The organism is Azospirillum agricola, assembly GCF_020005195.1.
GTDB lineage: Bacteria > Pseudomonadota > Alphaproteobacteria > Azospirillales > Azospirillaceae > Azospirillum > Azospirillum agricola.
The window spans coordinates 1242169-1254589 of record NZ_JAIFZR010000005.1 but is presented as its reverse complement, the minus strand read 5'-3'; the positions used below and the strand labels follow the sequence as shown (position 1 = coordinate 1254589).

At 70.1% G+C, this 12421-nt stretch carries 11 protein-coding genes; 3 read left to right on the top strand and 8 right to left on the bottom strand.

All coding sequences use genetic code 11. The features are described 5' to 3' along the window. Position 1: 1 nt before the first annotated feature. A complete protein-coding gene (locus tag JN22_RS20930; RefSeq protein WP_085555769.1) occupies positions 2-1648 on the top strand; it encodes a copper resistance CopC/CopD family protein in 1647 nt (548 codons plus the stop codon). Between the two features lie 6 nt (positions 1649-1654). On the opposite strand, the gene JN22_RS20925 is transcribed toward JN22_RS20930, so the two are convergent. The 8 genes from JN22_RS20925 to JN22_RS20890 form a co-directional block, all read right to left on the bottom strand. Beyond that, positions 1655-2710, bottom strand: a complete 1056-nt coding sequence (locus tag JN22_RS20925) for an ABC transporter ATP-binding protein (RefSeq protein ID WP_085555768.1) — start codon at positions 2708-2710, stop codon at positions 1655-1657. 172 nt (positions 2711-2882) lie between these two features. Next, positions 2883-4091, bottom strand: a complete 1209-nt coding sequence (locus tag JN22_RS20920) for an extracellular solute-binding protein (RefSeq protein ID WP_223677822.1) — start codon at positions 4089-4091, stop codon at positions 2883-2885. Positions 4092-4263: 172 nt separating this feature from the next. Further along, positions 4264-5778 (bottom strand): chromosomal replication initiator protein DnaA, encoded by a 1515-nt coding sequence (gene dnaA / locus JN22_RS20915; RefSeq protein ID WP_085555767.1) that lies wholly within the window; start codon positions 5776-5778, stop codon positions 4264-4266. Positions 5779-6378: 600 nt separating this feature from the next. Further along, positions 6379-6639 (bottom strand): 30S ribosomal protein S20, encoded by a 261-nt coding sequence (rpsT, locus tag JN22_RS20910; RefSeq protein WP_085555766.1) that lies wholly within the window; start codon positions 6637-6639, stop codon positions 6379-6381. A 174-nt stretch (positions 6640-6813) separates the two neighbouring features. Next, on the bottom strand, positions 6814-7590 hold the full coding sequence (locus tag JN22_RS20905; protein WP_085555765.1) for an enoyl-CoA hydratase: 777 nt from the start codon (positions 7588-7590) through the stop codon (positions 6814-6816). Between the two features lie 95 nt (positions 7591-7685). Further along, complete coding sequence (locus JN22_RS20900) at positions 7686-7958, bottom strand: hypothetical protein (RefSeq protein ID WP_223677821.1); 273 nt, start codon at positions 7956-7958, stop codon at positions 7686-7688. 202 nt (positions 7959-8160) lie between these two features. Beyond that, positions 8161-9003 (bottom strand): bifunctional DNA-formamidopyrimidine glycosylase/DNA-(apurinic or apyrimidinic site) lyase, encoded by an 843-nt coding sequence (gene mutM, locus JN22_RS20895; protein WP_085555763.1) that lies wholly within the window; start codon positions 9001-9003, stop codon positions 8161-8163. Positions 9004-9128: 125 nt separating this feature from the next. Further along, a complete protein-coding gene (locus tag JN22_RS20890) occupies positions 9129-10871 on the bottom strand; it encodes a sensor histidine kinase (protein WP_223677820.1) in 1743 nt (580 codons plus the stop codon). Positions 10872-11138: 267 nt separating this feature from the next. Here JN22_RS20890 and JN22_RS20885 point away from each other — a divergent pair, with 267 nt between their 5' ends. Together JN22_RS20885 and JN22_RS20880 are read left to right on the top strand one after the other, a co-directional pair. After that, on the top strand, positions 11139-11519 hold the full coding sequence (locus JN22_RS20885; protein WP_085555762.1) for a response regulator: 381 nt from the start codon (positions 11139-11141) through the stop codon (positions 11517-11519). Between the two features lie 99 nt (positions 11520-11618). Further along, positions 11619-12407: a class I SAM-dependent methyltransferase gene (locus JN22_RS20880; RefSeq protein WP_223677819.1), complete on the top strand. Its 789-nt coding sequence runs from the start codon at positions 11619-11621 to the stop codon at positions 12405-12407. The last annotated feature ends 14 nt before the right edge of the window (positions 12408-12421 follow it).

Below are 12421 nucleotides of genomic sequence, written 5' to 3'. Positions count from 1 at the left end.
GGTGGGGGGGAACGGCGCCGGGAGGAAGGGGCTTCTGCGGCTGGCGGTCATTCTTCCGGCCCTCTTCCTTCCCTCCATGGCCTGGGCCCACGCCGTGCTGCTGGACTCCAGCCCGGCCGACGGGGTGCGGATGGAGCGCCCGCCGGCCGAAATCCGGCTGCGCTTCAACGAGGCGGTGTCGCCGGTCACCGTCCGCGCCTTTGGACCGGCGGGCGAACTGGCCCTGCCCGGCCCGACCACGGTGGAGAACGACGAGCTGCGCATTCCCATGCCGGCGGTTTCCCCCGCGCGGGGAACCTACACGGTCAGTTACCGGGTGACCTCCGGCGACGGGCACCCGGTGGCCGGATCGCTGCTGTTCGGCGTGGGCGTGACCCCCGAGCGTCCCGAACAGGCGGGGGAGCGCAAACGCGACGCCGCGCTGCTCGTCGCCGCGCTGGCCCGCGCGCTGCATTACGGCAGCCTGCTCGCCGCCGCCGGGGGCGCCCTGTTCGTCACCCTGGTGGCGCCCGGCCTGATTCTGCCCGCCGGGCGGTCGCGGGTGCCGCTGGTTCGCCGGATCCGGCTGCCCGCCCAGGTCGGAATCGCGGCGGCCGCCGTGCTGCTCAACCTCGGTCTGGCCGGGGTGGTGCTGACCGGCGGGCCGCCGACGGCCCTGTTCGATGCGGAGAGCTGGCGCGCCGCCCTGGCCAGCACCGGCGGCCCCAGCGCCGGCATCGCGCTCGCCGGCCTGACCCTGCTGGCGGCCGGGCTGCGGGGCGGTTGGCGCGCCGTGACGCTGGCCGGCGCGCTGGTCGCGGTCGGCGCCCTGGCCGCCACCGGGCACGCCGCGACCGCGCCGCCGCGCGGGCTGGCCGCCCCGCTGGTGGCGCTGCATGGGCTGGCCGCCGCCTATTGGCTGGGCTCGCTGATGCCGCTGCGGGCGGTGCTGCGCCACGCGCCAAGCGCGGAATCGGCGCGGCTGGTCCGGCGCTTTTCCCTTGGCGCCCTCGCCGCCGTCGCCGTGCTCCTCGTCGCCGGGGCGGGCCTGAGCCTGCTCCAGATCACAAGCCCGGCCGCCATCGGAACCACCGTGTACGGCCAGCTCTGGCTGGCGAAGATGGTCGGGGTGGCGCTGCTGCTGGGGCTGGCCTCGGTCAACCGGCTGCGGCTGACCCCGGCGCTGCGGGACGGCAGCCGTTCCGAGCGCGACCGGGCGCAGCGGCTGCTGATGCTCAGCGTCGCGTCGGAGATGGCGCTGATGGCGGTCGTGCTGCTGCTGACCGCCGGACTCGGCACCACCCCGCCGCCGCGCGCCCTGGCCCAGCCCGTCGCCGAGGCGGCCGGCTACAGCAGCGTGGCGACGGCGAAGGGGCGTCAGGCCGTCATCGAGCTGGATCCGGCGCGGACGGGAGCGAACCGCCTGACCCTGCACCTCGCGCAGGCCGACGGCACGCCCTTCGACCCGAAGGAGCTGACGATGGAGTTGACGCAACCCGCTGCCGGAATTGAGCCGCTCGCCCGCAAGCCGGTCCGCGACGGTCCCGGAGCCTACCGGCTGGACGGGCTGGCGCTGCCGGTGGATGGGCGCTGGGAGTTGCGGATCGACGCCCTGATCGACGATTTCGAGAAGGCGATCTTCCGCTCCACGCTCCCGGTGGACAAGTAGAGCCGGTCAGGACGCGGCCGGCAGCGCCACCGCGTCCTCCGCCCGGAAGCCGAGACGGGCCGGCTGGCCGGGGACGAAGGCCGGTTCCTGCCCGAGATGCGGCACCTGCACGGTCAGCCCGCCCTCCAGGAAGGCGTTGACGAAGGCGCCCTCGAAATCGCTGTGGGTGACGCGGGCCTCCAGCGCGTTCTCGTCGCGCCCCAGCGCCAGCCGCTCCGGCCGGACGAACAGGGTGGCGCGGTCGCCCGCCGCGAGGTGGCGCGGGTTGCGCCCGCGCAAGCGCCCAAAGCCGGTGTCGAGCACCGCCCAGCCCTCACCGGTCTCGGCGACCGTGCCGGCGAAGCGGTTGGTCTCGCCGACGAAGGAGGCGACGAAGGCGGTCTCCGGCCGGTCATAGACGCTCGGCCCGTCGCCAACCTGTTCCAGCACGCCGCGCGACATCACGCCGATGCGGTCGGACATGGTCAGCGCCTCGCCCTGGTCGTGGGTGATGTAGATGAAGGTCACGCCGGTGCGGCGTTGCAGCTCGCGCAGTTCCCCCCGCATGTGCTGGCGCAGCTTGAGGTCGAGCGCCGACAGCGGCTCGTCGAGCAGCAGCACCGCCGGCTCCACCGCCAGGGCGCGGGCGATGGCGATGCGCTGGCGCTGGCCGCCGGACAGGTCGGTCACCCGCTTCTCGGCTGTGTCGGGCAGCGCCACCAGCTCCAGCAGCTCGCGCACCCGCCGCTTGCGGTCGGCCGACGGCACGCCGCGCACCTCCAGCCCGAAGCCGATGTTGTCGGCCACCGTCATCAGCGGAAAGAGCGCCAGATTCTGGAAGATCAGCGCGGTCGGCCGCTTGTTCGGACCGATGCCGCGCATGTCCTTGCCGCCGATGCGGATGGCGCCGCCCGTCGGCTCCATGAAGCCGGAAATCATCCGCAGGATGGTGGTCTTCCCGCAGCCCGACGGCCCGAGGAAGCTGAAGAACTCCCCGGCCCGGATGGTCAGCGAGACGTCGCGGACGGCGACGGTCTCGCCGAACCGCATGGTGACGGAATCGAGTTGGACGTCCTGGCTCATGGATGAACGGTGATCCGGCAGGGATTGTTCAAAGTCATCCGTGTTTATCCGTGTTCATCAGTGTCAAAGACCAAACTGACCGGCCTGTGAATTGAGACACAGATGAACACGGATGGACACGGATGAACAGGGATGCTTGAGCCCGTTCATCCGTGTCCTGGAAACACGGACCTCACGCCGCCAGGAAGCGGTCCTGGTACTCGTTGCGGATCGAAACGTACCAGGCTTCCTGGATCGGCCACCACCACAGCTTCTGCAACGCGTCGCCCGGATAGGCGTCGGCGAAGAACTGCTTGTTCAGGTCGGTCAGATGCGCCTCGGCGCCGACCGCGGTGCTGGAGATGCCCGAGAAGTTGGTGTAGAGCGCGCCCGCCTCCGGCGTGTAGAACCAGTTGATCCAGGCGTAGGCGTTCTCCAGGTTCTCGGCCTTCTTCGGAATGGCGAAGCCTTCCATCCAGGCGAGCGCGCCCTCCTTGGGGGCGACGAAGCGGACCGGCAGCCCCTCCTTGCGCAGCGCGACGGCGGTCGAGTCCCAGGTCTGGCCGATGACGCAGCCGTTGGTGCGGAAGGCGCCCTGGGCCTCGTTCTCGTTGGTCCAGAACTGGGCGACCGACTTCTTGTTGGCGGCGGCGACCTTGAGGATCGCGTCGAAGTTGGCGCGGGCCTTGGCCTCGTCCTTGAACTGGTCGCGGATCGGGTGCGGCAGCTTGCCCTGGCTCTCCAGCCACAGCCCGATGCCGATCAGCGAGGAATGGCCGCGCACCGTCACCTTGCCGGCGTTGGCCGGCGCCCACAGGTCGCCGTAGCTGGCGCTGCCGTAGGCCAGAGGGGCGGCCTTCGGGTCGTAGGCCAGCCCCTCGGTGCCCCAATCGGCCGGAGCGAGGAAGCGCTTGCCGCCGACCACGCCGCCCATGCCGGCGGAGCCCTCGACCGACGACTTCAGGCAGCCGTCCCACTTGACCTTCGATTCGTCGAGCGGCTGGACGAGGTCGAACTCGACGTAGTTCGGCACGCGGTCCACCGTCGGGTGGATGATGTCGAAACCGGCGCCGCCGGTCGCCTTGAGCTGGTTCAGCAACTCGTCGTTGGTGCCGTATTCGGTCAGGGTCGCCTTGACGCCGGTCTTCTTCTCGAAGTCGGCGAGCATGTCCGGGCTGATGTAGCCGGCCCAGGAGAAGATCTTCACCGAACCGGAGGCGGCGCGGCCCTCCCGCAGCACGAACGGCCCGACCGAGGCGACGCCGGCGACGGCGGCCGCACTCTTGAGCAGCAGGCGGCGGGAGAAGCTCTTGGCGGCGCGCTGGGTCTCCGCGCTCGACCGCTGGGCCTCGGTCATGGTGGCGAGGCTGGTCGGGCCGATCTTCGTGTCGATCTTCGGCATGGCGCCGTTCTCCCTGTTCTTGGGCGTTGTCGCGTTCCACGCGGCGACGGTCTGGGTGCCGTCCCGCTCAAGTCCGCGAGTGTGCCCGAGAGAACCGGGGGCCGTCCATGTTCCACACGGGGGCCCCGCCAAACTTCATGCGTTCGTCATACGCGAACGGGACTGGAACCGCTCAGCTTTCCAGCATGCGGCGCAGCAGCTCGACGTCCTCGGCGAAGGATGGGTCGGTGGCGCGCAGCTCGTCCACCTTCTTGACCGCGTGCATCACGGTGGTGTGGTCGCGCCCGCCGAACTTGCGGCCGATCTCCGGCAGCGAACGGGCGGTGAGCTGCTTGGCGAGGTACATGGCGATCTGGCGCGGGCGCGCCACGGCGCGGGCGCGGCGGGCCGAATGCATGTCGGCGACGCGGATGTTGTAGTGCTCGGCGACGCGCTTCTGGATCTCGTCGATGGTGACGCGGCGGTCGTTGGCGCGCAGCAGGTCGTGCAGCACCTCCTGCGTCGTCTCCAGCGAGATGGAGCGGCCGACCAGCTCGGCGTGGGCGACGATGCGATTCAGCGCCCCTTCCAGCTCGCGCACGTTCGACGTGATCTTGTGGGCGAGGAACTCCAACACTTTCAGCGGGATGGTCGCCTGAAGCGCGTCCGCCTTGGCCTGGAGGATGCCGAGCCGCAGCTCGTAGGTGGTCGGGTGGATGTCGGCGACCAGCCCCCAACCGAGACGGGAGCGCAGCCGCTCCTCCATGCCCTCCAGGTCGGACGGGCTCTTGTCGGCGGAGATGATGACCTGCCGGTTCTGGTCGACCAGCGCGTTGAAGGTGTGGAAGAACTCCTCCTGGGTGGAGTCCTTGCCGCTGATGAACTGCACGTCGTCGATCATCAGCACGTCCACCGAGCGGAACTGCTGCTTGAAGGCCATCGTGTCCTTGAAGCGCAGCGCGCGGATGAACTGGTACATGAACTTCTCGGCCGACAGGTAGAGCACCTTGCGGTTCGGGTCGTTCTTGCGGATCTGCCAGGCCAGCGCGTGCATCAGGTGGGTCTTGCCCAGCCCGACGCCGCCATAGAGGAACAGCGGATTGAAGGTGACGGCGGTGGCGTCGGCGACCCGGCGGGCGGCGGCGTGGGCCAGCTCGTTCGGCTTGCCGACGACGAAATTCTCGAAGGTGAAGCGCGGGTCGAGCGCGGCGGACAGGTCGGAACGGTCCTCCAGGATCGCCGGCACGGCGTTCGGCGACTCGTCCGACGCCCCCCCGCCGTAGGAGGCGGAGGTGTAGGAGGCGGCCGGAGCCGTATCGCCGCCCGGTGCCGGACGGCGTTCGGCCGGCGGGGAAGCGAAGGAGGCGCGGGACTCGAACCGCTCGGCCGGACGACCGGGCGCCGGGTCGTCGCGGTCGTCGTTGTCGGCGACGAGGGCGGCGGGCGCGCTGGTCGAGGCGACGATGACGTCGATGGAATGGACCTCGGGATTCTCCCCGTTCCACAGGGCGCGGATGCGGTCGGCGTAATGGGTCAGCACCCAGTCGCGCATGAAGCGCGTCGGCACGACGATGCACACCTCGCCGCCGGTCATGCTGGCGACGGACAGCGGCTGAAGCCAGCTGCGGTAGGCGATCTCGCCCACCTCATCCTTCAGGCGCCCGCGAATGCGCGCCCACTGCTGATCCAACGACACGCCGACCGACATGCTCCCCCTGCCCCTGCTCCCCGCCCCGGACGCACACGCCACGGGAGGCCGGGATCATCCCGCCACCGGAACCGGCCGGCGCTTGTTCCCGTGGCCGTTCGATTCCACGGCCGTTCCATACACATGGCTGTTCGACCGCCGGCTTGTCCCCCCCCGGAAGACTCCCAGGATGGATGCCCACGATCGGATCGGCCCAACGACACAAAAGGCGAAATTGTAAATCCCGCCACGAACGCAACGTGTTTTAAGGAAAAGAAGATCCCGCTCCCCGCCGTGACTCCCTCATCACCGGCTGGTCCAAGACCTCCGCTTTCTTGTCATGTTCCCGAGCGGGGCGTAACGTGGCGAACACATCGTTTCGCACTCCCGAACGGAAGAAAACTTTAATCCCAGCCAAGATGTCTGGCAATGGGACAGATGGCGAACGGGCCAAAAAGACGAAATCGTTCGTGCCAGGCAAAAGACCGATAACAGAATCCATAGGCCAAATTATCGAAAATCCAGGACAGCGAGCGAACTTGCAGATCTTCACTTTAAACGCAAAAAGCCGCGCCCCGAGTCACGGGCGCGGCTTTTTGAAACCAGCGTGAAGACTCTAGATCACAGAGCCTTGATGCGGGCCGAAAGGCGCGACAGCTTGCGCGACACCGTGTTCTGGTGCAGCACGCCCTTCGAGACGCCGCGCATCATTTCCGGCTGGGCGGACTTGAAGGCCTCGGCGGCGACGGCCTTGTCGCCGGCCTCGATGGCGCTCTCGACCTTCTTCACGAAGGAACGGATGCGGCTGACGCGGGCACGGTTGACTTCCGTGCGACGCTCGGTCTGACGAATGCGCTTTTCAGCGGACTTATGATTGGCCATGGAAACCCTACTCCGAACGACACGGCTGTCGTGATGCGAGCGCGCCTTATACGCGCCGAGGACATCCGAGTCAAGGCGCCCGCCGCCGTCCGTCTGTTCTTTCGGCGGCGCGACGACATCTTGACCGGATCTGTCCCTCCCCCACCAGATGCGGGGGAGGGATCCGCTGTGGAATCAGCGATTCTTCCAGGTCGGCTGGCGCTTCTCGGCGAAGGCGGCCATGCCTTCCTTCTGGTCCTCGGTGGCGAAAGTCGAGTGGAACAGGCGGCGCTCGAAGCGCACGCCCTCGGCCAGCGTGGTCTCGTAGGCGGCGTTGACCGCCTCCTTGGCCATGGCGACGACCGGCTGCGACAGCGAGGCGATCTTGGTGGCGACCTTCACCGCCTCCTCGACCAGCTCGGCGGCCGGGACGACGCGGCTGACGAGGCCGCAGCGCTCGGCCTCGGCGGCGTCGATCATGCGGCCGGTCAGCACCATCTCCATCGCCTTGGACTTGCCGACGAAGCGGGTCAGGCGCTGGGTGCCGCCGGCGCCGGGGATGGTGCCGATGGTGATCTCCGGCTGGCCGAACTTGGCGGTGTCGGCCGCCAGGATGAAGTCGGCCATCATCGCCAGCTCGCAGCCGCCGCCGAGCGCGAAGCCCGCCACCGCGGCGATGGTCGGCTTGCGGGTCTTGGCCAGACGCTCCCACTTCGCGGTGATGAAGTTGGAGTTATAGACGTCCATGTAGGAGAAGCCGGCCATCTCCTTGATGTCGGCGCCGGCGGCGAAGGCGCGCTCCGACCCGGTGATGACGATGGCGCCGATGGCGGAATCGGCCTCGAAGGCGTCGAGCGCCTGGCCCAGCTCGGTCACCAGCTGGTCGCACAGCGCGTTCAGCGCCTTCGGACGGTTCAGCGTGATCAGCCCGACGGGGCCGCGGGTCTCGACGAGGATGGTTTCGTACGACATGGTTGCAGCACTCTCCCGATCTGGCGGAGGCCGGCGTTGCGGCACCCCGGTTGGTTTCGCGTTTCGCGTGTTATGGTTGTCTGGCGACGGCCGCCTCAGCGCGGGTTCAGCGTGAAGCGGATGGTCGTCGGTTCGGCCCTCGCCGCGGCGGACTTCACCGTTCCGGTGAATTCCAGCCTCAATTCCTCGCCCTCGCGGACGAAGACCCGCTCGGCGGTTCGCCGCCAGCCGAGCTGCGGCAGGGTCTGGTCGTAGAAGGCCAGCACCGCGTTGCGCGGCACCGCCCCCGACAGCACCGCCTGGACGATGCGCCCGCCCGGCTTGTCGAAGACCAGCGGCTCGGCCTCCGCCGCACTCAATCCGGGCATGGCCGGAATGTCGGGCAGTCCTGGAACGAAGGGGCCGGGAACGAAGGACCCGGAAGCGGAAGGCGCAGGGTCCGCCGCCTCGGCCGGAATGGAGGAAAAAGCGAGGCTCCCCAGGCCCGCGACCGCGGGGCCGGCAAGGAGGAGTGCGGCGACGAGCGCCGCCCGAGGCGTGGCCGGAAAAGCCGTCATGGATCCAGGTATATCAGCGTTGGCGCGCCGCACAATAGAAAGTCGAGCGCCCGGACTGTACAATGCGCCGCACGCCGCCGGTCGCGGCCACGTCGCAGGAGCAGCCGGGGCACGGCTCGCCCGCGCGATCGTAGACGGCGAACTGGTGCTGGAAATAACCCAGCTCCCCCGACGCCTGCCGATAGTCGCGCAGCGACGAGCCGCCGGCCTCGATGGCGCGGCCCAGCACCTCGCGGATCGCGGCGGCCAGCCGGTCGGCCTTGGCGCCGCTGACGGTGGAGGCGATGCGGGTCGGGCTGAGGCGCGACTGGAACAGCGCCTCCGACACATAGATGTTGCCGAGCCCGGCGACGACCGTCTGGTCGAGCAGCGCCGCCTTGATCGGCGTCATCTTTCCCGCCAGCCGCTCGGCCAGCACCGGGCCGGAGAAGGCGTTGCCGAGCGGCTCCGGCCCCAGCGTGCGCAGCATCGGGTGGTCGCCCAGCGCGTCGGCGCTCGCCAGATCCATGAAGCCGAAGCGGCGGGCGTCGTTGAAGGTGACGATGGTGCCGGCGTCGGTCTCGAACACCACATGATCGTGCTTGCCGGGGCTGTCGGGCCGCTCGGGCGTGATGACCATCCGGCCGGACATGCCGAGATGGGCGATCAGCACCGCCCCGTCGTCGAGATGCACCAGGATGTATTTGGCGCGCCGCCGCACCGACTCGACGCGGCGGCCGGTCAGCCGCTCGACGAAGCCGGGGGGGAAGGGCATGCGCAGGTTGGGGCGGCGCTGATCGACTCGGACCAGGACGCGGCCTTCGAGGTGCGGGGCGAGGCCCCGGCACACGGTTTCGACTTCGGGAAGCTCGGGCATGGGGCAGAGGGTGGGGTGAACGGGACCGGAACGCAAGAGGGGACGGCCGCGCCGACGGCGGCAGCCGTCACACGACCACGGTGACGGCGGCAGCCGTCACGCAGCCACGCAGCCGGCTGCGGCCGTCACACGGCCACGGCCGGCTGCGGCGCCTCCCGCACGCCGTTCCGCGCGGCGGCCGGCACCGTCAGGGTGGCCCGGCAGCCGTCCCGCATGTCGAAGGTCAGCCTTCCCCCGATCTGGACGACCAGCGCGTTGACCAGCGCGGTTCCGACGCCGCCCGACGGCAGCCCGCCGGCGCAGCCGGCCCCGTCGTCGGCCACCACCAGCCGCAGCCCGGCGGCGTCATGGGCGAGCGTGACCGAGACGCAGCCCGGCCGGCCGGCCGGGAACCCGTGCTTGAGCGCGTTGCTGACCAGTTCGTTGGCGATCAGGCCGAGCGGGGTCGCCGCCTCCAGCGAGCAGATGGTCGGTTCCGCCTCGACGTGGATCGCGACCGCCTCATGCGGCCGCAAGCCCGACAGCGCGTCGCAGAGCCGCCGCAGATGGTCGGCGAAATCGAGCCGGGCGAGGTCGTCGGACAGGCAGAGCTGCTCGTGCAGGCGCCCCATCGCGGTGATCCGCCGCGACAGCGCCTCCAGCCGGTCGCGGCCGGGATCGCCCTTGGGGAGCTTGCGCATCTCCATCATCATCAGGCCGTAGACGACCTGGAGGTTGTTCTTCACGCGGTGGTGGACCTCGTGGAGCAGGGTGGTCTTCTCCTCCAGCGACTCCTTGAGACTCTGTTCCGCGCGCCACAGCTTCCCGACATAGCTCCGGATGGCGGCGGACAGGGTGGCGACCTCGGCATAGCGGCTCGCCGCCGGCAGGGTCGGCAACGCCCCCTCCGGAGCCGCCCCCACGGCCCCGGCCATGGCGCGGAGCGGGGCGGCGATCCAGGTCGCCAGAAGATACCCGACGACCACCGCGAGCAGGCTGCCCGCCACGCCCCAGGCGATCACGCGGTCGCGCAGCGCCGTCACGGGGGCCATGGCCAGCGCGGCCGGCTCGCGCAGCACCACCTTCCAGCCGAGGCCCGGATAGTCGCGGTATCCCTTCGTCACGGCCAGCCCGGTCATGTAGGCGGTGCCGTCCGGCCAGACACGCAGGCCCGCCTCCGCCGACGGCGCCGGCAGGTCGGCGAGGCGCTGCCCGACCAGCGGCCTCGGCCCGAGAAGGACGGTGTCGTCGGCGGCGAGGATCATGGCCTCCAGCCGGCGCCCCTCCACGACCTCGCCCAGCACAGAGCGCTCGACCTCCGACGCCCAGTCCCAGCTCAGATGCGCCGCCACCACGCCAAGGCCGGCGCCGCCCTCGTCGCGGACCGGGGCGGCGAGATCGACGAAGCGGGGAACCTCCGGGCGGTCGGCGTAGAGCAGCTTGGCGAGGACGGCCGCGTCGTGGACGTCGCCGACGTAGGGACGCTCCAGCGCCTGCCGCCACCAGTCCCGCCCGTTGACGTCGCGCCCCTCGTTGACGCGGCCGGTCGCGGCCTGGAGGATGCCGCGCGGTTCGATGAAGCCGATCCAGGCGTAGTCCGGATAGGTGTCCTGAAGCTTCTGGAGCACCGCGCGCCGGGACTCGCGGGTCGCCTCGGCCGAGCGGATCGCCTCCAGGCTCGTCACCACCAGCAGGTCGCGGTAGCGCTCGAACATGCCGCGGTCCAGCTTGTCGGCGACCTGCCCAGCGTAACCGTGGAGCTGGACGCCGATCATCTGCCGGATCCGGCCGCCGGCCTCCGCCTGGAGCAAGGCCGCCGTGCCGATGGTGAAGGCCAGCCCGACCCCTCCCAGGCACGCCGCGAGCACCGTCCTCAGCCCTGCCCTCACGATCGCACGCCCCTCGTCCGTGCACGGGCTCCGGTCACAGGCCGGACGCCCAGCTCCGGGCATCATAGCCTGAAAGCGCGGGGGACGGCGAGGGCCGGGTGCGCCACCACAAAGTCCGGGCGCGCCGCACCAAAGGTTGTTCAGGGCTTTTCCCTATCGCCCTACCCCTTCCCGTCGGGCTAGGATGCCGGACCGGTTCGATGCAAAAATCGGTTCCGCGCGGCGCGTGCGCCCCGACGCGTGTCCCACCGTCATGGAAGAGCAGCCATGTCCGAAAGCCCCCACATCCTGCTGGTCGACGACGAGGTGCTCGCCATCATGGCGCTGGAGCAGGGGCTCGTCGAGGAGGGCTTCCGCGTCACGACCGCCTTCAACGGCAAGATGGCGCTGGAGCGCTGGCGCGGCGGCCGCTTCGACGCCGTGGTCACCGACCTGCGCATGCCGGTGATGGCGGGGGACGAGCTGATCCGGAACCTGCGCGGCGAGGCCCCCGACCTGCCCGTCGTCGTCGTCAGCGGCTACGCCACCCCCGATCTGGCCGAGCGGCTGAAGGCCAGCTTCCAGGCGCCGATCCAGGTCATGAGCAAGCCCGTCCGCGTCGAGGAGATCATGGTCACCCTCCGGACGATGCTGCCCGTCCATTCCTGACAGAAGCGGGCGTGGGAGGGGGGCGGACACGCAAATCGCCGCATCCCCCGCCCAAGCCCCCGCTGGCGTCGCCCCCCGCGCCGCGCTATGTTCCCGGCCATGAGCGACACGCCCCCCCGTCAGAGCAAGCCGGCCTCCGGCCCCGTCTCCGGTTCCGAAGGCAACTGGTTCGGCTTCACGCCCGTCGATCCCGACGCCAAGTCGGGGCTCGTCCGCGCCGTCTTCGGCAGCGTGGCGACCAACTACGACCTGATGAACGACCTGATGTCGGGCGGCATCCATCGGCTGTGGAAGGACACGCTGATGGCGATGGTGGCGCCGAAGCCGGACATGACGCTGCTCGACGTCGCCGGCGGCACCGGCGACATCGCCTTCCGCTTCCTGAACGGCGGCGGCGGGGCGGCGGTGGTCTGCGACATCACCGAGGCGATGGTCCGCGTCGGCCGCGACCGCGCCATCGACCGCAACATCCTGTCCGGCGTGCACTGGACCGTCGGCGACGCCGAGAGGCTGCCGGTCGCCCCGCGCTCGGTCGACGCCTACACCATCGCCTTCGGCCTGCGCAACGTCACCCGCATCGACGAGGCCATCAAGGAGGCGCACCGCGTCCTGAAGCCCGGCGGCAAATTCTACTGCCTGGAGTTCAGCCACGTCGTGCTGCCGGTGCTGCGCGAGCTGTACGACCTCTACTCCTTCCAGGTGCTGCCGAAGATCGGCCGGATCGTCGCCAAGGACGAGGACAGCTACCGCTACCTCGCCGAGAGCATCCGCCGCTTCCCGCCCCAGGCGGATCTCGCCAGGCGGATCGAGGCCGCCGGCTTCGCGTCGGTGCGGGTGCGCAACCTGACGGGCGGGATCGCCGCCATCCATTCCGGCTGGCGCATCTAGAGGCGACCCTTTCC

Excerpts from the sequence above, each read along its gene's own strand:
- JN22_RS20925 (WP_085555768.1), bottom strand. The coding sequence starts at position 2,710 with ATGAGCCAGGACGTCCAACTCGATTCCGTCACCATGCGGTTCGGCGAG.
- JN22_RS20920 (WP_223677822.1), bottom strand. The coding sequence starts at position 4,091 with ATGCCGAAGATCGACACGAAGATCGGCCCGACCAGCCTCGCCACCATG.
- dnaA (WP_085555767.1), bottom strand. The coding sequence starts at position 5,778 with ATGTCGGTCGGCGTGTCGTTGGATCAGCAGTGGGCGCGCATTCGCGGG.
- rpsT (WP_085555766.1), bottom strand. The coding sequence starts at position 6,639 with ATGGCCAATCATAAGTCCGCTGAAAAGCGCATTCGTCAGACCGAGCGT.
- JN22_RS20905 (WP_085555765.1), bottom strand. The coding sequence starts at position 7,590 with ATGTCGTACGAAACCATCCTCGTCGAGACCCGCGGCCCCGTCGGGCTG.
- JN22_RS20900 (WP_223677821.1), bottom strand. The coding sequence starts at position 7,958 with ATGCCCGGATTGAGTGCGGCGGAGGCCGAGCCGCTGGTCTTCGACAAG.
- mutM (WP_085555763.1), bottom strand. The coding sequence starts at position 9,003 with ATGCCCGAGCTTCCCGAAGTCGAAACCGTGTGCCGGGGCCTCGCCCCG.
- JN22_RS20885 (WP_085555762.1), top strand. The coding sequence starts at position 11,139 with ATGTCCGAAAGCCCCCACATCCTGCTGGTCGACGACGAGGTGCTCGCC.
- JN22_RS20880 (WP_223677819.1), top strand. The coding sequence starts at position 11,619 with ATGAGCGACACGCCCCCCCGTCAGAGCAAGCCGGCCTCCGGCCCCGTC.